We start from the raw sequence: 22,239 nt of genomic DNA, 5'->3' as shown, positions 1-22,239 counted from the left end.
GTGCCGCGCTTCTTGGCGCGAACCCGTCCGGAATTCGTGCGGTTTCACCGGATGAGCCCCGTAAGCGCCGTCTCCCGCCCGGTCTCCGCCGATCCGCGCCGGTCTCCGCCGTCGGTGTACCCCGATTGTCCTGTCTCAGACCGACCTGGCCATGATCTCGGCGGCCTGGTGGACCCGTGCTGCGTACGCCCCTGGCTAGAACGGGGGCTCCAGGGTGAACTCGCCCTCAGCAGACCAGGGATCGTCCTGCTGTCGTCGCTCCGCCGCCTCCCGTTCCCGCCGTTCGACGGTCGCGCGCGCCTCGGCGATCGTGGGGATGGCATCGAGAGCCTCGGCCGGACGGTCGTGCCTGATCAGCATGTCGGGCAAGTCGTGGTGAACCATGTGGTGAGTGGAGGAGCGGAGCAGTGCGAGGGCCTCCTCCAGTCGTCCGTCCCGCTCCAGGAGCCGCGCCAGCGCCGTGTCCCACTCGCCCGACTCCCGCTCTTCGAGGGCGAGGGCCTCCGAGATGCCCTCCGCACAGCGACCCGCCTCACCCAGCAGCCAGAGCCGCAGGTGGCGGACCTGGTACGGGTGCTCCTCGACGTATGCGACGGTGAGCCCGTCCAGGAGTTCGAGCGCCCGGTCGGGCCGGCCGTCGTCGACGAGCAGTTCCAACGCCCAAACGAGGAAGTTCCAGCAGTCGTAGTACTCATAGGTGGGCCGACCGGTTTCGACGGCTTCGTCGACCCTCCCTTGACGGACGAGGAGGCGCATCAGCGCCGCCCGGTCCTTCGGGTGGTCGTGGGTCTCGATCCCCTCGCGCAGCACGGTCTCCGCCTCGGACGCCCGCCCCGCGTCCTCCAGCGCCTTCGCGTACACATCGAGAGCGGAGCGGTGGTCCTCGGCGGCGAGGTACCCCAGCTCCTCGATCTGGCCCTGCCGGGCGAGGAGTTCCGCGTAGTACTCCGGGAAGTTGACGGGGTGGCTCCGGCCCGAGGCCCGCTCGGCACGCAGGACCTCGACGGCCTCGTCCGCACGCCCGGCGCGCTCCAGGACGCGGGAGATCAGCAACAGCACGTCCCACCGGTCGGTCAGGCCCGTCCCGCAGGAGTCACCGCACCGCTCGCACGCCACGGCCTCCACACACGCCATACGCTCCGCTTCCCGCGTGAGCAGCTCCAGAACGAGGTCGTCGCGGCCCTGGCCCTCGGTCACCTCGACCAGGCGGGACCGGAGCCAGTGCTCCCCGAGATGGGGCGCGAGCACATCGACGGCCTCTTCCACCCGCCCGGCCTTCGACAGCAGATCGGCGTAGCGGGCGCACACGTGGCCGTCGCCCAGCTCGGCGGGTTCCGGGCACACCATCGCGAGGGCCTCGTCGCCCTCGCCCCGGCGGATCATGATCTCGGCGGTGACCCACCCGGCGGCCCGCCAGCCGATATCCGTGAACGGGGCCACCAGGGCCAGCGCCCGATCGAACTCCCCGGTCGCACACAACTCCCGGGCCGCCGCTTCGGCACAGTTCCAGTCCTCACGCTCCCGCGCCGCCCGGATCAGCAGGTCCAGCTGCCCGAGGTCGAGAAGGGTCCGCACCATCCGAGGGTGGACGCCCCCATGGTTGCGTGCCTGCCAGGAAAGATCATCGATGTTCACCCGGGCACCCTACGAACCGCCACCGACAGCCTCCGCCCAGCCGAAGCCGGGATGCCGACGCAGACTCCACTCGAAGGCTCGCACACACCCACGACCACCCGACCCGCCTGCGGGCCCCGTCCGTTCGCCACTCCCCCGGCGTTCGCGGCCTCGGCCTGCTTGAGCCCCGTCGGGGTTCCTCAGGCCGAGACGGGTGTGCGGGACAGGGCGGTGCGCAGCGCGAAGACGCCGAGCAGGCCGCCCGCCGCGAACCGCTGGGCGGCCATCACCCGGGGCCGGGCGGCGAGGAACCCCGACACGCGTGCCGCGCCCAGCATGACCAGGGCGTTCACGGAGAGTCCGACGACGATCTGCACGCCGCCGAGCTGCAGCAGTTGCGCCCAGTCCGGACCCGCCTGCGGATCCATGAACTGGGGCAGGAGAGCGGCGTACATGAGGGCGATCTTGGGGTTGAGGAGGTTGGTCAGCAGGCCCGTCGAGAACAGGCGGACGTCGGACACCGGGGGCAGGTCCTGGGCCGGGGCGAAGGGCGAGCGGCCGCCCGGCTTGAGCATGTCCCAAGCCAGGTAGGCCAGGTAGGCGGCCCCGGCGAGTTTGACCACCGTGAAGGCGACCGGTACGGCGGCGAACAACGCGGACAGGCCGGCGGCTGCGGCGATCAGGTAGCACAGGAAGCCCACGGCGGTCCCGCTCAGGCTGACCAGGCCCGCCCTGCGGCCTTGGGTGATCGCGCGGGAGGCGAGGTGGATCATGTTCGGTCCCGGGGTCAGGGCCATGCCCAGTTCGACCAGGGCCACTGCCCCGGCTGCGGCCGGACTGATCACTTATCGGCTCCTGATCGCTCGCCGGGTCCCTGGTGCCCGGAGTGGCCGCCGCCCGGGTATGCCGGACGGCGTGAGGCACCGGCGGTCGCCGCGTACGCCGCCTCAGGATACGGTCCCGCCGCTTCGCGCCGACGAGACCCCCGGGCCCCCGGGCCCCCGGGTCAGCCCACCAGGGCGCGGGAGATCCGTACCGGGAGGTCGCGGTACTCCGCTTCCGCCTCGCGGTACGCGGTGACCGCGCGCCGGCTCTCCTCGCTCTCGGTCCTCTCCTCACTGCCACGGCTGCCGGCCGCGGTCCGCACCATGGCGGCCAGGCCCGCGGCGACCGCGTGGGCGTCGGACGCCCCGTCATCGACGGCACGCCGCCGGGCCCGCTCACGGACGTCGTCGTCGAAGTACGGGCGCAGTCCGAGCATCCAGTCCTGGATGCTCGTCTCGCGGTGGAGCAGCCGCTGCTCCGGGCCCGCGTACCAGGGCAGGGTGAGGAGCGGCGCATGGTCGGGGTCGGGGTTCGTCGGGCGGACGACACGGTGCAAGGGGTTGAGCGTGCGGTAGGTCCGCCACGGCTGCCAGAGGCGTTCGATGACGCGCTGTCCGATCACCGGGATCAGGAACCCCGCGGAGACCACGAACGCGGCGAGCGAGATGAGTGGTGCCACGCCCTCGTTGAGCTGGGGCGATCGGATCAGTGAGCCGATGAACTTGACGATCCCGAAGGAAAGTTCCAGGAAGAAGCCGACGGCGAGGGTGACCAGACCGGCCCACAGGCACCTCACCTGCGCGGTCGCCGAGTCCTTCCGGGCTTCTTTCCTGATGTCGAGCGACCACTTCCAGGTGACCACCGTGGCCGCCCCGACGGCCACGCAGTGGGCGAGCAGATAGGTGAAGATCATTTCGCGGATGAACGGTGTGGCGGAGTAGTAGGTGTCGAAGTCGCGCAGTCGCTCGTCCGGCGCCTCGCCCAGGACGAAGCAGACGATGATGATCACGCCCACGATGGTGTAGGCGAGCCTCCAACGGCGCACCCGGCGTCGTGCCATGGCCTGGTGGCGGGAGTCCGCGCGCCAGTTCTCGATGAGCACCAGGAAGCTGCAGGAGAACGCGCACAGCATGACGTAGACCAGCGGGGCGGAGAAGTTGCTCACGCCCGTGAACCGGTTGACCACGACGATGGTGGGTGGGGCGGAGAACGTGAACACGGCGCAGCCCAGGGCCAGGGCGATGTTGACGGTCCGCACCATGGGGAGCCGCCAGCCCCTCAGCAGCGCGGGGAGCTTGGCGATCAGCACGAGGAACACCACGGCCGCGGGTACGTAGTAGTTGACGCCTGTTTCCACGGGTCAGCCTTCCAGCGAGGCCCAGATGCGGCCTGCCACGTCGTCGGTGGCGAGGCGGTCGGGAGCTCCGTCGAGGTACGGACGGAACTTGGTCGCGAGCATGCGTCCGAACAGCTCGGCGCGGCGTTCCTCCTCGATGCCCCCGTCGGTCCGCGCGGCGACGCGGATGACGGCCTCGCTGAGGTTCCAGCGTTCGCCCAGCATGCGGGCGGCGGCAGCCACGCCGGTGGCCATGCCGTGGTGGCCGCAACTGCCTTCCTTGCGGTGCCACAATTCGTGTCCGAGTATGACGAGTTGGTGCACGGGTGAGGTCTGCGCCTCGACCGCGACGAGATCGAGGTCCCCCATGTCGATCCACAGTCCGCTCACCGTGCCGGGCGGGAAGTCCGCCAGCATGAGACGCACCTCACGTCCGCCGCTCTGCGTCAGATAGGTGCACAGGGAGGTGAGCAACGCGGTCGGCTCCATGGGTCCGACCGGAGCGACTCCCTTGAACAGCTCGTCGCGGTGCCGCTTCATGTCGCGGGAAAACCCCACCATGCCCCCAGTCCTCTTCCGCTGACACACCGCTGCCGGGCGGCACTCCATCAGCGTGCGACCCCTGTTCAGGGCTCCCGCCCCGCGTGGTTCGTGTCCGTGTGGTCCGACTGTGTGCCAGGTACCGCCGTCCGCGCCCGTGTTCCGCGTGTGCTCGTCCGTCACCCATTCGATGAGTGCCGTCAGAGGCCGCGTCGCGTCACGTCACGTCATCGGAAGATTCGGGAAGGTCCCGAACCGGCCGGGTGATACCGGGACCTGGTGTGATTCTTCCGTTTCCTGACGCGTGCGCAGCTGTTGAAGCCCCTCATCCTGGCTCACGAAGATACGTTCCAGCAAGTCGTTGCGGATGCTGGGGTCGAGCCGTGCCGAAGGCTCCCGCGGATTCGGCGGGCGGGCCGGCCGCGCCGGCCGCCGAGCCGTGAAGGCGGCCCGGATCGGGGAACGGATCCCGGCCCGGGGTTCCGGTTGACCTGATGTGCGGCGACCCGGGGCCGTACCTGCCGGTCGGCAGGTACGGCCCGATGGACTCCGACCGGTTCGCGTGACTCGCACGCGTCACGACCGGAGTCCTCACCGCGTCCGCGGTACCCCACGGGAAGGGTCCGGACGCGTGCCGTCAGTGGTTGGCGACCGCGTCGTCCTCGCGGTCCCCGCGCTCGTCCTCGTCGTCGTGGCCGGGCTTGCCGCCCTGTCCGGGTCCGTCACCGTGGCTGTGACCGGGCTTGCCGTGACCCGGCTTGTCGCAGTCCTTGTGGTCCTTCTTCTTCTTCACCTCGATGCTGACGGTGCAGGCGCGCGCCGACGCGCAGGAGCCGCCCGGCGCCGTGGGCTCCACGTAGTTGACCAGGGTGCGGTCGCCGCGGTCCGGGGAGTTGACCCGCACCTTGTAGGTGATGGTGGCGGCGCCACCCGGTGCCAGCGTGCCGGTCCAGGTCAGGGTGCTGCCCGCGAGGGCGGCGGAGCCGGTGGTGGAGTTGAGCGAGCCGGGCACGAACGTGGCGTCGTCCAGCACGTCGCTCAGGTCGTCGGTGAAGTCACCGTTCGCGGCGACGGTGCCGGTGTTCCGGACGGTGAGCCGGTAGGTGATGGTGTTGCCCTCGTTCACCGGTCCGGCGGGCGATGCGGTCTTCTGCACCGAGTAGGCGGGCACGACGCAGCTGCCGCCGTCCTGCGCGGAGCTGGCGCCGTAGAAGCCGCGGCCGGTCGCCTCGACGGTCGTCACCGAGAGCGGTGCGGTCGACGGCGTGATGGGCAGGCTGTTCAGCAGGTTGATGTCGCCGTTGGAGGCGAACGCGTAGACGCTGCCGGCGGACTTGGCCGCGCCGAAGGTCTGGGGAACCGTGCCGATCTGGATGATGCTGCTGTCGGGACGGATCCGGAACACCGGGGACGGACCCACCGAGCCTGCTGCTCCGAAGGCCAGGATGTCGCCGTCGTCCAGGGTGATGAAGTCACCCGCCGAGACGACACCGGCCGGGAAGGAGACCGGGAACAGGGTGGAGACGCCCGTGGCGGGGTTGATCAGGAAGATCTGGCTGGTGGAGAACGAGCCGGCGATCAGCAGGCCGTCCGAACGGGCCGTCAGGCCGTTGACCGCGGGCGTCGGCGCGACCGCCGCGAGCGGGCCCGTGATCGGCACGCCGGCCGTCTCCGCGCCGGTGACGGGGTTGATCGTGTAGAGGGTGGTCGAGCCGGCGGTTCCGGGGAAGTCGACCCCGTACAGGACCGCCCCGTTGGGGCTGAACGCGATGTCGCCGTAGTCGCGGGCCAGCGGGACGTTGCTGAGCGTGCTGCCCGTCGTGTCGTACTGGATGAGCCTCTTGTCGCTTCCTCCGGTGTTCGCCCACAGCGGCGCCGGCGGGCATACAGCACGCGCCTTCGGCGCGGCGAGACCAGCGGGGACCGCAGCCGCCCCCGCGTCGGCCTGCGCGAGGCCCGCGGTGCCGGTGACGGCCAGGACGAGGCCGATCGCCGCACCGGTCAGCACACGTCGCAGGCAGGTCTGCCCATGAGACTGCATGAAGACTCCTCTACGTCTTTCGTTTCTGCGGGACCGCGATTCGATCCGCCCGTGCGGCCGACCCGGGACCCGCCCCGGTCCGCCGAGCCGGCGGAACCAGTCGACGCAGTGTTCCGATGCCGAGCGCCGGGATCACGCTCCGCGACGCGAAAGAGCCCCACCCGGGCCATCACCGCCACTCGAACAGACCGCTCCATATCGATCGAATGATCGATATGGAGCGGTCTGGCACCGCCCCGAGTCCGTCCCCGCGCCGCGCGCAGCCGGCTGTCGACCTGAGGGAGGGCTCCGACCGTCGAGGCGGGGCAACCGGCGTAGCCGGTTGCCGCGAGGCCGCCTACGCGGATGGCGCGCCGCTCCGTGCCGCCTTGAGGTGGCGGGCGGTCAGCCGCGAGCCGGACTCGCGGCGGGCGGCGCGGCGCAGGAGCGGTACCGCGAGGAGGAATCCGAGGACCGCCCAGGCCGTGAGGACGAGCGCGACCATGGGCAGCTCCCAGGACCCGGCCGGCTCGGCGGCCCGTGCCGAGTCCGGGAGCAACGCCGAGCGCAGGCCTTGTGCCATCCACTTGAGCGGAAAGACCGAGGCCACTTGCTGGACCGGTACGGGCAGGGCGGTGATCGGGAACACCGCCCCCGAGGTGACCAGCAGGCCCATCGTCGGCAGCATGATCAACGCGAGGGCTTCGCGGGGGTTGGGCAGTACGGCGCCGATGGCCGCGCCGAGCGGTACGACGGCGAGCAGCCCGAGCGTGGTGACCCACAGCAGGGTCAGCCAGTCGCCCGGCCCGTGGGGCAGTGGTCCGTCCGCGAACAGTGCTCCGGCGGTGAGGAGCAGTGCCAGGGTGCCGACCGCCAGGACGACCACCACCAGGCACTTGGCGATGAGGTAAGCGGGTATCCCGCCGGGTGTGGCGCGCATCCGCAGCAGGGTGCCCTCCTCCCGCTCGGTCACCAGGATCTGCGGGATGCTGATCAGCCCGACCTGGAACAGCAGGTAGGCGGCGAAGCCCGCGAGCACCAGATGGGTCATCGGGGTTCGGGTCCCGGGCACGTCGTCGCCGAGGTAGGCGGCGACCAGCAGGGCGACGACCACGTTGGTCAGATGGCCGGACATTTCCTTGCCGTTGCGCAGGAGGTGCCGAAGTTCGATGCCGCCGCGCTGCAGCCCGGCACGCCAACTGTTCCTGCTGTTCCAACTGTTCGCGCTGCTCGTACTGCCCGTGCTGCCCGTGCTGCCCGTGCTGCCCGTGCTATTGGCGCTGTTCGTGCTGTTCGTCATGTGTGCCCCCCGCATGTGGCCGGTGCCTCCCGGTCCGCGTCCCTGTCCGTACCGTCGGCCTCGTCCGTACCGTCGGCCTCGTCCATGCCGTCGGCTCCGTCCGCGTCATCGGCCTCCCGGTGCACCATGTGCAGGTAGGTGTCCTCCAGCGTCGGGCGGCGGACCTCCAGGTCGGCGATCGGCTCGTCGGCGTTCCGGTGGAGTTCCCAGACCAGCCGGGAGGGGTCCCGGGTGCGTTCGCGGCGGGGCGTCCCGTCGTCGGTCGTCCAGCGGACCTCGGCCCGGGCGGCAGCCCTCCGGGCCAGTTCCGCGGGCGTGCCGCAGGCCCGGATCCGGCCGCCGACCAGCATGGCGATCCGGTCGGCGAGCCGCTCGGCCTCCGCCAGGTCGTGCGTGGTGAGCAGGACGGTGACGCCCTCGTCGCGGGCCAGTCGTTCGACCAGCGTGTGGAACTCGCGCCGTGCCCGGGGGTCGAAGCCGGTGGTCGGCTCGTCGAGGAAGAGAAGCTCGGGGCGGCCGACGATGCCGAGTGCGACGTCGAGGCGCCGGCGCTGTCCGCCGGACAGCCGGTCCACCTGCCGGCCGGCCTGGTCCGTGAGGCCGACCAGGTCCAGCAGTTCGGCCGGGTCGCGCGGGTCGGGGTAGTACGTCGCGAAGTGGCTCAGCAGTTCGGCGACCCGCCAGCGGCGGTGGTCGCGCCAGGACTGCAGTACCAGGCCGATCCGGGCCCGCCACGCGTCGCCGCCCCGCTCGGGATCCATGCCGAGGACGCTCGCCTCCCCGCCGGAGCGCTGCCGGAAGCCTTCCAGGATCTCGACGGTGGTGGTCTTCCCCGCGCCGTTGGGCCCGAGCAGCGCGAAGACCTCCCCGCGGTGGATGTCCAGATCGACGCCGCGCAGGACCTCCGCGTCCCCGTACGCCATGGTCAGATCGCGTACCCGGATCACGGGCCGGACGTCGCTGTGTCCGAACGCCGTCATCGGCCGGCGTCCGCGTGGGGTTGCCGCTGCGCCGCTCCCGTGGCGGGTCCGGCGCTGTCGACGATGGCCCGGAGTGCCGCCACATGTCCCTCGAAGGCGGTACGCCCTCGGTCGGTCAGCCGTACCTTCGTACGGCGGTTCCGGCCGCCGCCCTCCTTCTGGATCACCAGGTACCCGGCCCCTTCCAGGGTGTGCAGTTGCTTGGAGAGCGCGGAGTCGCTGAGCGAGAGGCTGTCGCGGACGAACGCGAAGTCGGCCCACTCGGTGGCTGCGAGCAGCGCGACCACCGACAGTCGGGTGGCGGGGTGGATCAGTTCGTCGAAGCCGGCGGGGGTGCTCATCGGCCCGCCTCCTCGTCCGCGGCCGCCGGTCCGCCGCCACTGCGCACCGAGTCGGCCGCCCAGCGGTTGGCGGGGCCGAGGAAGAGCAGGTACACGGCCACCGCCACCGTGGCCTGGATGGGGCCGGCGTGGAGCGGCTCCAGTGATGCGGTCAGGTGGTCCGCCAGCACGATCGTCCCGCCGACCAGCACCCCCGCCGCACCGAACGAGACCCACATGCGCCCGGTGCAGCGCGTGCGGTGCAGTTGCATCCGGCTCCTGCGACCGTTCCTCACGATCAGCGCGCCCAACAAGCCCACGTAGCCGGCCAGGAACAGTCCGACGCCCCATGGGGGCAGGTCCATACCGACGCCGGCGAGGAACACCCACATGAGCGCGGCCGTGCCGTAGATCATGCCGCGCCCGCCGGAGGCGGTGCGCTCGAACTCGTCGTACACCCGCTCCTGCGGCACTCGAATGCGCTGGAGATCCTTCCATGCCTGTTCGGCATCCACCGGCATGCTCATGACCATCGCCCTCCCACCCCCGATTACTTTCCTATCAGGAAAGTTACTCCTGACTTTCCCACTGGGCAAGTCGGGTGTCGCCGATGTCCGCGAGCGGGTACCGCCCGCGCCGGCGGTGCGCGAGACGCGCGGTCAAGTCGCGTTCCCGGCACCCACGCGAGCGGAGTTCACCCCGAGGGGTGGCGCGCGGCGAGGGCGGCCGACCGTGACAGCCGCCAGGTCGACACGTATGCGCCGGTCCGGATCCGGCGCGCATCCGCAGCCGGATGACGGTGCCGCCCCGGGCTGCCCACCTCGGTGCGGGCGGACGGCCGGGTCGAGCGCTCGGGCGGGGACCCCGCGGATGCGGACGGGCGTGGCCTACCCGGACGCCGATGTTCCCGGCCACCCCTCAAGGATGGCCGGGAGCACGCCCGGGAAATCCGGAACCGGATGCCTCTTTCGACCCGGGAGAATTCGAACACGCCTCTGATTCACTGGGAAGCATGGAAATCGGGGAATTGGGCGCAAGGGCAAAGCGGTTGGTGGCTCACGAGGGGCGGTGGATGACGAGCCTCGGGCTGTGGATCGCGCGGCGCAGGGACGGGGTGGGGGCGGGCGACGTTCCCGTCGGGTACGCGCGCGCTCAGGCGCCGACCGCGTACGGGCTGATCTTCGTGTTCGTGGTGGAGACGGTCGGCGTTTCCTTCATGCTCGCCGCTCACCCGGTCGCCCATCTGGTCATGCTCCTCCTCGATCTCTACACGGTGTGTCTGGTGACGGGGCTGCACGCTGCGGCCGTCACGCGCCCCCACGTCGTGGGACCGAACGGGCTGCGGGTGCGACGTGGTGCGGCGCTCGACCTGTGGATACCCATGGCCAGGGTGGCGTCCGCTCGCCACGACCTCCGGTTGCCGGACGCGAACAAGTCCCAGGACGGCGTGCTGGAGGTGGCCATCGCGTCACAGACCTCGATCACCATCGAACTGGTCCAACCGGTGATCGCGACAAGCCTTCTGGGAAAACGGTCGGAGGTCCGCACGGTCCACTGCCACGCCGACGACCCACGGGCCGCCGTCGCGGCCATCAATGGCTTTCTGCGGATCGACAACTGACGGGGCGGCACCGTCACCGTCGATGGACCGCCGGCAGTAACGCGCCAAGAGCACCTGAGGTGACAACGCTGGTCGATGCCGCTCAACCTGCATTGCGCGACCCTTGCCGCAACGTCACTGTCCGGCTCGGCAGCAACGTCCGCATCGGTACCCCACCAGTCGTCCCGGTAGGGCGGCGCGGCACCCTCGCTCGGGGAAGCCGCACGACGAGGATCCGGAGCCGCTCAGGACCGGCGGACACGGCGTGGGCGACGGCCCCGAACCGGGCAGCGTCGCCTACGCGGCTCGGCCCCGGCCTGGATTCCCGATGACACGGCACAGCCCTGATCGTCCTGATCGAGTCTGCCCGCGTGCCCGGCGAGATGGTCACTCGCCAGGTGCAGGCGGAGGGTCCGGCAAGCACCCCGAGGTACTGGGCACACCAGGCTTTGCCGTCGGGCAGCCCGATGGGGACTGCCCGCCGCAGGTCATGCGGTCCTCGGACTTCAGAATGACGGGTGGTCAGGCTGATCCGTGGCCCGGGTCGGTGCCGTCGTCGACGGACGCGGCGGCGCCGATGATGTGGGCGGCCCCGATCGGAGGCGCGGAGGGCCCTCGTGGTCCCTTCGCCGATGCTGACCCTCCGGGCCGGAGGATCAGTCGGTCGTGGGCCGGCGTCGCGCCTCGCCGTCCGGCGGCTATCCCCGGGGCAGCGCCCGCCGGGCGATCGAAGCCGTCAGCAGTTCCTCGTCGAAGTAGGAACCGACGGCCAGCTGGGACGCGCCTGCGCGCGCGTTCAACATGGTTTTGGTGATGCGCATGGCCGTGGGGTCACGACGGGCGATCTTCTTGGCCCAGTGGGTGACGGCCGCGTCGAGTTCGTCGGCGGGCACCACCTTGTCCAGGATGGACATGCGCTCCGCCATGTCGGCGTCGAACGCGTCAGCCGTGAGCAGGAACCGACGGACCGGGCCCTGTCCCCCCTCTTCCAGGAGCCGGGGCAGGACGCCGCCCCATGCGGGCGGGACTCCGAGGCCGACCTCCGGCATCCGGAATCGGGCGGTGTGCGCTCCGATGCGCAGGTCGCAGAAGATCGCGAGTCCGAGGCCGGCGCCTATGACGTCGCCGTGGAGACGGGCGATGGTCACCAGTTTCATCTGCGCGAGTGTCGAGCAGACACGCTGGGCCTTGTAGCCGAGGGACGTCAGCTCGGAGCCCGAGGGGTCCCTCTCCAACAGTTCGGGGAACTCCGAACGGTCGCCGCCCTGGCAGAAGTGATCTCCCGCACCGGACAGCACCAGCACCCGTACGTCGGCGTCGTCCTCCAAGTGGCGCAGGAGCGCGAGCAGTTCGGTGAGCATCTGGCCGTCGACGCTGTTGCCCGTCTCCGGTCGGTTGAGCTGCACCTCGACGATGGCTCCCTTGTTGCTGTCGGTCACCCGGAGGGTCTTGAAGTCCTGGAGCATGCGCGCGTCGTCTCGTTTCTCAAATGGTGGTTGGTCAGGGGAGGGTGAGGCACAGGGAGGTGATCCGGCGGAAGGCGACCCGCGGCGCCCACTGCGGAGACCCGCTCAGGCGCGGTCGTACGGGGAGGGCGCGGAGCGAGGTGAGCAGGGTGACCGCTTCCAGTCGGGCCAGGGCGTTGCCCGCGCAGTAGTGGATTCCTGCTCCGAAGGCCAGATGGGTCGCTCCACGGTGGAGCATGAAGCGATGGGGTTCAGGGTAGCGAGCCGGGTCATGATGGGCGGCTCCCACCATGAGCTGCACCATCTGGCCGGCGGGCACGAGGGTGTCTGCGACCTGGATGTCCGTCGGGGCCACACGGCTGATCATGTGGATGGGGGCGTCGTAGCGCAACACCTCGTCGACGGCGTCCGGGATGAGCGCCGGGTCGCGGCGCAGTGATTCCAGTTGCGTGGGGTTTTCGAGGAGCAGGCGCACCGCGGTGGACAGGATGTGGGAGGTCGTCTCCAGCGCCGCGAGGATCATGAAGAGCGCGAGGCCGTGGACGGCTTCGTCCGCGCGTTGCCTGTCCGGTTCGAGCTCATCCCAGGTCCGAAGCCACGCCGAGACCGGGTCGCTCCCCGGGCGTATTCGGCGCTCGCGTATCAACTCGTCGAAATAGGTTCGAAGTTGTGCCGTGGCGGCATCGGAGAGAGCCAACTGGCTCGGCGTGGGGAAGAGCTCCTGCGCGAAGACCTGATCATGCGTGAGGTCGCGCAGGAGTGCGTAGTCGGCCTCGGGTATTCCCATCCATTGGCCGATGGTGATGATGGGCAGCTCTTCACTGACGAGGGTGTGGAAGTCCGCGGGCCCGTGGCGCAGTTGATCGGTGAATTCGTTGAGCAGTCGGTCGACGGCTTGCTCCGCGGACGGACGAAGACCTGCCAGCGAGCTGTGCGGGAACAAGCTGCCGAGAGATCTGCGCTGCTTCGTGTGCTGCGGCTGGTTGAGCATCGGCAGTGACGCGGCCATCTGTTGTGATGAAGGAGAATTCCATCGGGCCGAATACCTTTTCCGCCAATCGGCATCAGGGACGTGCCAGGCCTTGTCCCGTAGGATCTGGTCGCAGAGAGCGTATGACGTGACGACGTACCCGCCCCACGGCGCCGGAATGATCTCACCCATTTCGGCGAGCTGCCGATAGGCAGGCAACGGATTCGCTTGTCCTGCCCCGGTCCGCAGCTTGGAAAATACGGCTGCGAGTGCCCGCCGGTCGACTCCGACGGGAGCCATGGAAGTCTTCAAAGTATCTCTTTCTCGCAAGATCAATCAGTGATGGCCAGCGCTGCCTACCCTCACCGGTGAACGTCTACGCAAGAGGAGAGTTTCCCCACACCGGCATGAGCGGGCGTGAGACTGACGGAGCAGAATGATTGCCTCTTTTGTGAACAGACCACACAAAACGCCAGGGTTCTTGAATATACTTCAATCGCCCGTCAGGGTCGTCGGTCGAGGAAATCCCGACGGCGATTCCGACCCCGTGTCGGCGGGAGATGGGCCTTCAGGAAAATGCACGGATGCGCGATGACGGTCAGGTGATTCTCGCCCTTCGTCGCGAGTCGCCCCTGCAACCCATCCAGGTTCCGGTAAGTCGAATGACCCGTCAGAACGAGGCCCGCCCAGGCGCCGGGGATCTGGTGTGCCTGCTCCAACGCGTTCCGATCGGAGCATGTCTCAACATTCCGTTTGGCTTGATTCAGCCGGTCTGCGTTGAATCGGATCCATGCGGGCCAGGGCGTTCCGCGCACATCCCGCGGCGCACGGGTCATGGACGGGAATAGTACGGCCATCTTTTTCACGTCGCGAGAGATCTTGCGTCCAAGAATCGTTCCGGTGTCGACGCGCTCTTGGAGCTTGATTTCCTGAGGGCCAGGCCGTCGACTCCGAAGGCGGATTCGAGGATCACCGCCGCGAGGGCTTCCTTGGAGATGAAATAGGATGAGGTGGCTCTTCCTTCGTCATCTTCGCGTCTTCGCTGATCCCGTCGTTCGTCGCTCCGCCGAATCCTTTCTGCCCGAATTACCGGCCGTCCACTTCAAGGATCTTCTCGTATGCCGATTCGGCACGGTCCAACCGCCGCCCGGACGTTCGAGGCACTCGGACACCTGATCAACCCGTCGTCGCCCTCCTGGAAGCTCGGATCAGCCTCCGATGAATTTCCAGCCACCGGACACCACACCGTTCTCGCACGCGCGAACGCACGGCGGCCGAGCGCGCACCGTCACTCACCCCCGAGCTCCCTGCGGACGCCGACAGGACATCGCCCAAGGGCGCTCACCCGCGACAACGGGCGCCCGCCCCCGGTCCGGTTCAGGACAGGCGTGAGCAGCGGTATGGCCTGTTCTGAGGCTCCGGGCCAGGCTGTGGCCTGTTCCCTTGCACTGGGGCACACGGGACAGACCGTTGTGTCACTCAACAGTCCGTGCGGCCCCGTGGGAGGAGGCGGCGGCGGAGAACCTCACCTCGACACCTGCACATACCTGCATGTCCATGCAGGTATGTGCAGGTCGACGCAGGTCGACGCCGTCCGGCAGGCGCTCGGTCGTGTCCCGGACCAGACTGGCAGGTGGGGCGCGTGAGAGCCCCCGTCCGACTGTTGGCCAGGAGGAGAAGCCATGTGTGCACTGCACCGGAAGTGGCTCTGGTGCGCTCTCGGGTGCTCCGCTGTCAGTCCGCTCTTCGTCGTTACCGCCGTCTCCGCGGCGCCCGCCCAGCAGTCGACCTTCAGCGAAGCGGTGAAGCCGTCGGACTCCATCACCATCCCGGCACTGGCCTGCCCCCCGGGCGCGTACCTGGAGGACAGCGACAACTCACCCGGGCGACTCGTTCCCAGGGGTGTGCAGGTCAGCGAGCCCGGTGGCGTGGGCGTCACGATCGGGGAGGCCGACTGGGAGCGCCTGCCGACCGGAAGCTACGCGAAGGGGACCCGCCCCGGGAGCGCCACCAACTGGGACCCCACCACCGCACACGTGGTGACGGTCACCCTGCACTGCACCACCGACCTGTCCAAGGCCGCCCGGCACAGCGACCGGCTGGGGCCCCGCGGCTGAGGGTGCGCCCCCGAATCGGCTCGGCTGCCGGGCGGCCACCTCGGCGGGCTCCGCCGACCCATCCGGCGATGCACGCGCCATATCGGTGGTGTACGGGCGGAGTTGAAGAATCGTCCCCACGGGGAATGTACGGGGCGAGGGCGGTCCGTCGTACGGGATCCGTACGCCGCCCACCGAGGAGGCACCCATGTCCGATTCCCCCGTGCCCATCACACCGGAGCAGGAGGAGCCCAAGAAGCGGGAGCACCTGAGCCTGCCTCTCCTCGCTGCCTGTGGGTGCGGATCCGGCTGCGGCTGCGGCTGCCAGTCGGGCGCCCCCTGTCAGTGCGGCGGTTGAGCGCGCCCGCCGTCCGCCGCTCGCCCTGAGCGCGGGAAGCCCCCCGCCGCGACTCCTGCGGCAGGGGGCTTCCTCACATCCGGGTCCTACTGTTCGGCGTCCCCGCTCATCCGTTGTGGCCCTTGCCGTGCCCTGACGGGCTGTGGCCCGACGGCTGGTGGCTCGACGGCTTGTGACCGGACGGCTGGTGACCCGAGGACTGCTTGCTCCCGGAGCCGGGGCCCGACGCGTCCTGGCTGGGCACGCCCTTGCGGACGATGTCCAGTACGGCCATCATGCCCATGTTCTCGTGGTTCAGGATGTGACAGTGCAGGACCGTCTTCCCGGTGAAGTCGAGGAACTGGGTGCGGACGATGGCCGATCCCCGGGCGGGCACCGTGATCGTGTCGTACCAGCCGCGCGACGGGTTGACGGGCATCCCGTTGACGCTCATCAGCTGGAACTGGTTCGTGTGGACGTGGAAGGAGTGCTGCTCGTCGGTGGCGTTCACGACGGTCCACTCCTCGACCGTGTTCAGCACCGACGTGAAGTCGATCCGGTCGGGATCGTAGGTCTTGCCGTTGATGTAGAACTCGGTCCCTGCCGCGTTCTCCGTGTAGACGACGGTCTTGCGGGCGGCGATGTCGGCGTGCGTCAGGTCCTTTTCCGGACCGAACTTGGTGGGGATCATCGCCGGCCTCATCGGCTTGCCTTCGGTGACCACCGTGGCGAGGTTGGCTTGCGGGAACTGGTTGCCTGCCGAACCGGTGTTGTAGGGCAGCGTCTCCAACTGGGCGACACCCGGTTCGTGTCCGGCCTGAACCAGGACGTCGAAGCGGGCACCGGCGGCGATGACCAGACTGTCCGCGGAGTACACCCGGTGCACCGGGTGTCCGTCCTGGCCGATCACGTGGAACCTGGATCCGGCGAGGTGGAGCTTGTAGTAGATGTTGGCGCCGATGTTTGCCAGGCGCCACAGCTGCGTCTCCCCCGGACGCATGTGGATGACCGGGTTCTGCTGGCCGTTGACGGTGCGGTTGGTGGCGGCACCGATGCTGAGCGGCGAGGTCTTGATCGAGTCGCCGTCGACCTGATCGTCCTTCAGTCCGATGGTGTGCTCGGTGATGTGCTTCAGATCGCGCGGCAGGTACTGCCGGAGGTCGTCGATGATGAGCACACCGGATTCCCCACCCGCGACTTGAGCGGCCGAGTAGAAGTGGGCGTGCGAGTGGTACCAGTAGGTACCCGGCAGGATGCTCTCCGGCAGCTCGTACCTGTAGTCACGCGTCTGTCCGTACCCGATGGCGATGAAGATGTCATCGGCGGGCGGACGGGGCGATACGTGAAGTCCGTGCAGGTGGATGTTGGTGTCCTGGTCCACGCGGTTCGTCATCCGCAGTTCGATGACGTCACCGGGCCGGGCCCGGAGCGTGGGAGGCATGTAACGGCCGTTGTACGTGAGCGCGTACAACATCTGGTTGCCGACCTGCACGCGCTTGCGCTCCACCGTGATCGACACCCGGAGGAGTCCGTCGCGGCTGACGAATTCGGGGGGATCCTGAAGACGGGGCCCCGATACGGCGGGGGGCTTCGGGTCCGCGGGCGTGGCGGCGGCGACAAGTGCCGTGTCGGCGAGGGGAGCTTGAGTCGTGGTGAAGAAGGCAGCGAGCAGAATCAGGGTCGCCCAAAGCGCCTTTGGTCGGGGCCGCATCTACGGTTTCTCCTTGTGGACTTGTCCTGTGTTCCAGCTTCGGATATCACCTCCTGACGACGAGACGTGGAACACGGGTGCGTGACCACGAGGAGTTCGCCCGACCAGCCCCCTCCGGGCCCCTCCAGCCCGCTGCGGAACCCCTCGGCGCACCCCGGCGCTTCTCCGGGCCCGCTTCCTCCCGTCCGCGCGACAGCGCCCGGGCCTGGGCGGCCCGGGCGCGGACGTCGACGGCTATGCCTGGTGCCGCCGAGGCGACATGAAGCGGGTGCTCGTGAGGCAGGCGTGGGCGCACAGGGAGCCGCAGGCGTCCTTGCGCAGAACGACCTCGGCCATCGTCTGCCACTCGGGCAGGGGGGTCAGGGTGAGGCCTTCGGCACTCGTGGCGGGGCGGGTGGACGTTCCGGTGATGACGGTGCTCATGATTCCTCCTGTGAGGGTGCGGGTCGCGCACCTTCAAGAACACCACCGCCCGCCCCGCCCGGTGTCGTGCCTTCGGACGGTTCGTCGGATGACGTGCGGGACGGACGGGAGTTCGGTGACACGCTAGGGGCGGCCCTTGCGGCGCGGCGGGACGTCCGTCTTCACCTGCATGCAGGTACCCATGCAGAAGACACAGAAGGTCTTCGCCCAGGCGTCCTCCTCGGATGCCCGGACATCCAAGCGTTCGAGGGTGAGGAGCCGTCCGGGCGCCGGGGCACCGGTGACAGGAAGGTCGTTTTCCATGAGATGTCCTCCCAACGGGGGCGAGCGGAAAATACGACCATCATCGCCTCAGCCGCGACCGGTCACCGTCCTACGACCGGATGACGGAGGGGACCACGGGCGAACCGCACGCCTTGTTCCTGCACCCTGCCCCTACCCCTCCTGACCTGCCCCGACGACGAGTCCCCGTCCCACCCGCCGATCGCCCGTGTCCACCTGTCGGTGGACAGCCGGTCCGTCGGTCGGTTGTCCAGGTCCGCCCCTCCCGCTCCCTAGCGTGGGATCGGGAGGGGCGGACGAGCCGCGGAGCGCCCCCGTATCTCATCGAAACGAGGGGTTGTCCCATGAGCCCGTTCCTCACCGCCCTGACGGCCAGCGGGGTGATTCTGATCATCATCCTGTCCACCGACCTGGGCACCCGTCAGATCACCAACATGCGGCTGCTGCGCTCGATCATCGCCATCGCGATCGTGATCGCGCTCTTCGTCCGCACGCTCCCCCTGGGCGGAAACGACCCCTGGCTCCAACTGGCCGGTATCGGTGCGGGAGTCCTCTGCGGCCTGGTCGCCGCGATCCTGCTGCCCGCGCACAGGAGCTCCACCGGTGACGTCTACACCAGGGGCGGGATCGCCTATGCGATCGTCTGGACCCTGATGTCCGCCTCCCGCGTGCTGTTCGCCTACGGTTCCGAGCACTGGTTCGCGCAGGACGTCATCGTGTTCAGCATCGAGAACGAGCTGAGCGGACAGGACGTCTACTCGAACGCCTTCGTCTTCATGGCCCTGGCCATGGTCCTCACCCGCACCGCTGTTCTCCTCGTCAAGCGCAGCCGGTTGCGCGGGACCCGGGTCTCCACCGCCGACAGCGTCCTCGGCGCATAGAACCCTCCGGAGGACAGGGTGGTTCCTGTGACGCCATGGGGTCGGCGCGCCGCCCCCATGGCGTGGTCGTCGTGGCGAAGCCGGGGCCGACCCCACTCGTCCTGTGGGTGTGCGGTCAGCTGCGCGGGCCCGGTCCGCTCGGCTCCGCCGCGGCGGTGGAGGCGGAGTCCTCGGCGTAGTAGCGCCGCAGGAGTTCCCGCTCGGCGACCCGGTGCGGGAACATGAAGAAGATCAGCAACGCACCCAGGGCGATGGCGGCCAGGCCGACGGCGTACGCCCAGTCGTCGCCGTGGAGGAACGACTGGCGTGCCGCCGCGACGATCCGGTCGGCGTACTGGGGGTGCTGCTGGGCGACCTGCGCGGCGGAGGAGAACGACTTCGTCAGCTCGCCCTGAACCTGGTCCGACACCTCCTTGCTCTCGGGGGAAGCGGAGATCGCCGATCTGAACGCCGAGGCGTAGCCGGCGGTGAGGAGCACCCCCATGATGGACTGCATGACGGCCCCGCCGAGGTCCCGTTGCAGGTCGGCGGTGCCCGAGGCCATGCCGGCCCGGAGCACGGGCACCGATCCGGTCAGCGAGTGGGACGCGGGCGTCCCGGCGAGGCCGGCGCCGATGCCGAGGAGCACGTAGGAGAAACCGATCTGCCAGTAGCTGCTGTGCTCGTCCCAGAACAGCAGCATCCAGCCGAAGGCGAGGAAGAGGAACGTGTAGCCGATCAGCAGGGTCGTGCGGGCGCCGCGCGTCTCGACGAGCTTCGCGGACTGCGGTGCCACGAGCACGATCATCACGACGAGCGGCAGGATGGCGGCGCCTGCTTCGACGGGGTTGTATCCGAGCACGTTCTGCAGGTACTGCTGGCTGATGAACGCCGAGCCCATCATGGAGCCGTACACGATGATTCCGGCGCACGCGGCGACCCAGAACGTGCGCCGGCCGGCGATGCGGAGGTCGTACAACGGGTTGGAGGCCCGGCGCTGGCGCAGGAAGAACGCCGCTCCGGCGGCCAGGGCGATCACGGCCAGGCCGACGACCAGGGGCCCCTGGTGGGGGACGGCGGCGAAATTGATCGCGAGCACCAGTCCAGCGATCAGGAGGACGGACAGGACGCCGCCGAGGTTGTCCACCGGTTCGGTGGACTCGTTGGCGTGCGCGGGGACGAACAGCAGGGCCATGACCAGGGCGACCACGGCCAGCGGCAGGGTGACCAGGAACACCGAGCCCCAGTAGAGGCGTTCGAGCAGCGCGCCCGCGATCACCGGCCCGAGCATCGAAATGCCGCCGCCGAGGGCCGACCACAGCGCGATCGACTTGGTCCGCGCCGGCCCCGCCCACAGGGCGGTGATCAGGGCCAGGGTGGTCGGGTAGGCCATGCCCGCCGCAAGCCCGCCGAGGATCCGGGCCGCGACGAGGACACCGTCGTTCGGCGCGAACGCGGCGAGCAGGCACGCGGGGACGGACAGGGCGGTGCCGAGGAGGAGCAGCAGCTTGCGGCCGTGGCGGTCGCCGACCGCACCCAGATAGAGCACGGACGCGGCGAGGCCGAGGGAGTAGCCCACGGCGATCAGGTTCAGCGAGGTCTGGGAGGAGTCGAAGGCCTTGCCGATCGCGGGCAGCGCCACGTTGGCCACCGACAGGTTCAGGTTGGCCACCGCGGCAACGGTGATCAGGGACGCCAGGACGAGCGTCGCCCGCGCCGGGGCCTCGGGCGGAACGTCGGTGTGAGGCGCGCCGCTTTTCGACATGGAACCTCCGGGGCGGGGCGAAGTGGGGCTTGGCAAGAGTCTTGCCTGATCCGCCGTGCCGCACATCGCCCCATTGGGATGACAGGCCCACCGTCATGGGCGGGCTCCGCCACTGCCCGCCGGTGCCCGGCCATGGCCGGGCCGTGCTCGCCGGTTCCCGCCGGCCTCGGTCTTCGGACCGCGGGGGGTCGCCGATCCACGCCCGGGGGGCGCCGAGCCCGGTCAGCGGCGGGCCGACCCGCCGCACGCCACGGCCACCCCCCGAATGCCGGACACCCATCGAACGCGGCGAATCGAGCGCTCCGAAGCGGGATGCGAACAATGCGTGTCGTCGCCTGCTCACCTTCTGTGGCCTCGTCCCGTGCATCGGACCGTTCGCCCCGCCCCCGGTCCGTTCGGAGGACGCGGGCTGCGGCGCGGGGCGCGTTCCCTGGAAGGGCCGGCCACGCATCGGCGGAGAGCGTGAGCTCCCCGCCGCCCGGCCCACCCCTTTCGGAAGGACCACCCGTGGAACTCACCCTGCTCGGCACCGCCGCCCCCGAGGGGCTGCCCCGGCCCGGCTGCCCCTGCGCGGGCTGCGCCGTTTCCGTCGGCGTGCACGCCCGCTCCGCGACGGCGGTCCTGGTGGACGGGGTCCTGCTCCTCGACGCGACGCCGGACGCCGGTGCGAGTGCCGCCCGGGTCGGGCACGCGCCGTCCGGGATCCGGTACGTGCTGCCTGCCCGCCCCGCGGTGGACGGCCCGGCCGGAGCGCGGCTGCCCGGCCTGCCCCCGGCGGTCCGGGTGCCCGCCGGGCAGCAGCTGGTGGCCGCGTCCGGGCACCTGGTGCGGGCGGTCCCCGTCGACGTGCCCGGTACCGGCTACGCGGTGACCGCCCCCGACGGCACCCGCGCCCTGTACCTGCCGCCCGGCGCGGCCCCGGCCGGACCCGCTGCCCCGCTCCCCGGCGACGGCGACGGCGACGACGGCGACGGCGACGGGCAGGACGCGGACCGCCCGTACGACGTGGTCCTCGCCGACGTGCTGGGCCGTCCTGAGGCGCCCGCCCGGCTGCGGGCCTCCGGCGCGGTCGGCCCCGGTACCGACGTGATCGCGGTGCACCTGGACCACGAGGACCCGGTCGGCGACGAACTGTCCCGCCGCTGCGTGGCGGCCGGTGCCCGGGCCGTGCCGGACGGAACCGCCGTACTCACCGACCGGCCGGTACCCGCCCCGACCGTGCCGCGCCGGACCCTGGTGGTCGGCGGGACCCGCTCAGGGAAGTCCCTCCAGGCGGAGCGCCGCCTGGAGGCGCACCCGGAGGTGGTGTACGCCGCCACCGGAGGCGGCCGCGACGGGAACCCGGACTGGGTGCACCGGGTGCACCTGCACCGGGAGCGGCGCCCCGCCCACTGGCGGACGGTGGAGACCCGCGACCTGATCCCGCTGCTCACCGAGGACGGTCCGCCGCTGCTGGTCGACTGCCTGGCGTCGTGGCTGGCCCGCGCGATGGAGGCGATGGACGCCGAGGACGACACGGCCTGGCTGGGAGGCGGGCAGGAGAAGCTGCGCGCCCGGTCCGCCGAGTTGGCGGACGCGGTACGTACGGCCCGGCGTCGGGTGGTGCTGGTCAGCAGCGAGGTGGGGTCCGGGGTCGAACCCGGCACCGTCTGGCAGCGGCGCTACCGCGACGAACTGGGTTGGCTCAACGCGACGGTGGCCGGGACCTGCGAGGAGGTGCTCCTCGTCGTCGCCGGGCAGGTCCTGGCCCTGAAGGGCTGACCACCCGGACACCCGACCCGGAGTCCCCTCGGT

At 70.1% G+C, this 22,239-nt stretch carries 19 protein-coding genes; 4 read left to right on the top strand and 15 right to left on the bottom strand.

What is annotated here, in order from left to right:
• Positions 1-195: 195 nt before the first annotated feature.
• The 9 genes from ACZ58N_RS36915 to ACZ58N_RS36875 form a co-directional block, all read right to left on the bottom strand.
• Positions 196-1,635 carry a tetratricopeptide repeat protein gene (locus ACZ58N_RS36915; RefSeq protein ID WP_471169385.1) on the bottom strand — a complete coding sequence of 480 codons (1,440 nt, stop codon included), beginning with the start codon at positions 1,633-1,635 and terminating at the stop codon, positions 196-198.
• A 179-nt stretch (positions 1,636-1,814) separates the two neighbouring features.
• The gene (locus tag ACZ58N_RS36910) at positions 1,815-2,459 is read right to left on the bottom strand and encodes a LysE family translocator (protein ID WP_471169383.1); all 645 of its coding nucleotides are present in this window, start codon (positions 2,457-2,459) and stop codon (positions 1,815-1,817) included.
• A gap of 161 nt (positions 2,460-2,620) precedes the next feature.
• Positions 2,621-3,796 carry an MAB_1171c family putative transporter gene (locus ACZ58N_RS36905; protein ID WP_471169381.1) on the bottom strand — a complete coding sequence of 392 codons (1,176 nt, stop codon included), beginning with the start codon at positions 3,794-3,796 and terminating at the stop codon, positions 2,621-2,623.
• A gap of 3 nt (positions 3,797-3,799) precedes the next feature.
• Positions 3,800-4,336 carry a toxin-antitoxin system, toxin component gene (locus ACZ58N_RS36900; protein WP_471169379.1) on the bottom strand — a complete coding sequence of 179 codons (537 nt, stop codon included), beginning with the start codon at positions 4,334-4,336 and terminating at the stop codon, positions 3,800-3,802.
• A gap of 616 nt (positions 4,337-4,952) precedes the next feature.
• Complete coding sequence (locus ACZ58N_RS36895) at positions 4,953-6,356, bottom strand: DUF7927 domain-containing protein (RefSeq protein ID WP_471169376.1); 1,404 nt, start codon at positions 6,354-6,356, stop codon at positions 4,953-4,955.
• A gap of 337 nt (positions 6,357-6,693) precedes the next feature.
• Positions 6,694-7,635 carry an ABC transporter permease gene (locus ACZ58N_RS36890; RefSeq protein ID WP_471169373.1) on the bottom strand — a complete coding sequence of 314 codons (942 nt, stop codon included), beginning with the start codon at positions 7,633-7,635 and terminating at the stop codon, positions 6,694-6,696.
• Complete coding sequence (locus ACZ58N_RS36885) at positions 7,632-8,615, bottom strand: ABC transporter ATP-binding protein (RefSeq protein ID WP_471169370.1); 984 nt, start codon at positions 8,613-8,615, stop codon at positions 7,632-7,634. Before ACZ58N_RS36885 ends, ACZ58N_RS36890 begins: the two co-directional genes overlap by 4 nt.
• A complete protein-coding gene (locus ACZ58N_RS36880) occupies positions 8,612-8,956 on the bottom strand; it encodes a transcriptional regulator (RefSeq protein WP_471169367.1) in 345 nt (114 codons plus the stop codon). The genes ACZ58N_RS36885 and ACZ58N_RS36880 overlap by 4 nt, the downstream gene beginning before the upstream one ends.
• Positions 8,953-9,462, bottom strand: coding sequence for a hypothetical protein (locus tag ACZ58N_RS36875; RefSeq protein WP_471169365.1), 510 nt, complete (start codon positions 9,460-9,462; stop codon positions 8,953-8,955). The genes ACZ58N_RS36880 and ACZ58N_RS36875 overlap by 4 nt, the downstream gene beginning before the upstream one ends.
• A 485-nt stretch (positions 9,463-9,947) precedes the next feature.
• Here ACZ58N_RS36875 and ACZ58N_RS36870 point away from each other — a divergent pair, with 485 nt between their 5' ends.
• On the top strand, positions 9,948-10,556 hold the full coding sequence (locus ACZ58N_RS36870; protein WP_471169363.1) for a hypothetical protein: 609 nt from the start codon (positions 9,948-9,950) through the stop codon (positions 10,554-10,556).
• Between the two features lie 677 nt (positions 10,557-11,233).
• Here the strand turns inward: ACZ58N_RS36870 and ACZ58N_RS36865 are convergent.
• Both ACZ58N_RS36865 and ACZ58N_RS36860 read right to left on the bottom strand, forming a co-directional pair.
• The gene (locus ACZ58N_RS36865) at positions 11,234-12,001 is read right to left on the bottom strand and encodes an enoyl-CoA hydratase/isomerase family protein (protein WP_471169360.1); all 768 of its coding nucleotides are present in this window, start codon (positions 11,999-12,001) and stop codon (positions 11,234-11,236) included.
• A gap of 34 nt (positions 12,002-12,035) precedes the next feature.
• Entirely contained in the window at positions 12,036-13,010 is a 975-nt protein-coding gene (locus ACZ58N_RS36860) for a cytochrome P450 (RefSeq protein ID WP_471169359.1), read from the bottom strand.
• A gap of 1,643 nt (positions 13,011-14,653) precedes the next feature.
• On the opposite strand from ACZ58N_RS36860, the gene ACZ58N_RS36855 reads away from it, so the two are divergent.
• Positions 14,654-15,088, top strand: coding sequence for a hypothetical protein (locus ACZ58N_RS36855; RefSeq protein WP_471169357.1), 435 nt, complete (start codon positions 14,654-14,656; stop codon positions 15,086-15,088).
• A 443-nt stretch (positions 15,089-15,531) separates the two neighbouring features.
• Here ACZ58N_RS36855 and ACZ58N_RS36850 read toward each other — a convergent pair whose 3' ends face one another.
• The 3 genes from ACZ58N_RS36850 to ACZ58N_RS36840 form a co-directional block, all read right to left on the bottom strand.
• On the bottom strand, positions 15,532-16,923 hold the full coding sequence (locus ACZ58N_RS36850; protein ID WP_471169355.1) for a multicopper oxidase family protein: 1,392 nt from the start codon (positions 16,921-16,923) through the stop codon (positions 15,532-15,534).
• A gap of 426 nt (positions 16,924-17,349) precedes the next feature.
• Positions 17,350-17,538: a hypothetical protein gene (locus tag ACZ58N_RS36845; RefSeq protein WP_471169352.1), complete on the bottom strand. Its 189-nt coding sequence runs from the start codon at positions 17,536-17,538 to the stop codon at positions 17,350-17,352.
• A 123-nt stretch (positions 17,539-17,661) separates the two neighbouring features.
• Positions 17,662-17,841: a hypothetical protein gene (locus ACZ58N_RS36840; protein ID WP_471169349.1), complete on the bottom strand. Its 180-nt coding sequence runs from the start codon at positions 17,839-17,841 to the stop codon at positions 17,662-17,664.
• A 323-nt stretch (positions 17,842-18,164) separates the two neighbouring features.
• On the opposite strand from ACZ58N_RS36840, the gene ACZ58N_RS36835 reads away from it, so the two are divergent.
• Positions 18,165-18,701, top strand: a complete 537-nt coding sequence (locus ACZ58N_RS36835) for a hypothetical protein (protein WP_471169346.1) — start codon at positions 18,165-18,167, stop codon at positions 18,699-18,701.
• Between the two features lie 115 nt (positions 18,702-18,816).
• Here the strand turns inward: ACZ58N_RS36835 and ACZ58N_RS36830 are convergent, their stop codons facing one another.
• A complete protein-coding gene (locus tag ACZ58N_RS36830; protein ID WP_471169344.1) occupies positions 18,817-20,445 on the bottom strand; it encodes an MFS transporter in 1,629 nt (542 codons plus the stop codon).
• A 507-nt stretch (positions 20,446-20,952) separates the two neighbouring features.
• Here ACZ58N_RS36830 and ACZ58N_RS36825 point away from each other — a divergent pair.
• Positions 20,953-22,206 (top strand): bifunctional adenosylcobinamide kinase/adenosylcobinamide-phosphate guanylyltransferase, encoded by a 1,254-nt coding sequence (locus ACZ58N_RS36825; protein ID WP_471169341.1) that lies wholly within the window; start codon positions 20,953-20,955, stop codon positions 22,204-22,206.
• Positions 22,207-22,239 lie beyond the last annotated feature (33 nt).

It is taken from the genome of Streptomyces sp. NPDC040432 (genome assembly GCF_055595445.1).
The sequence above is the reverse complement of the archived record's forward strand: the minus strand, read 5'-3'. Positions and strand labels throughout refer to the sequence as shown.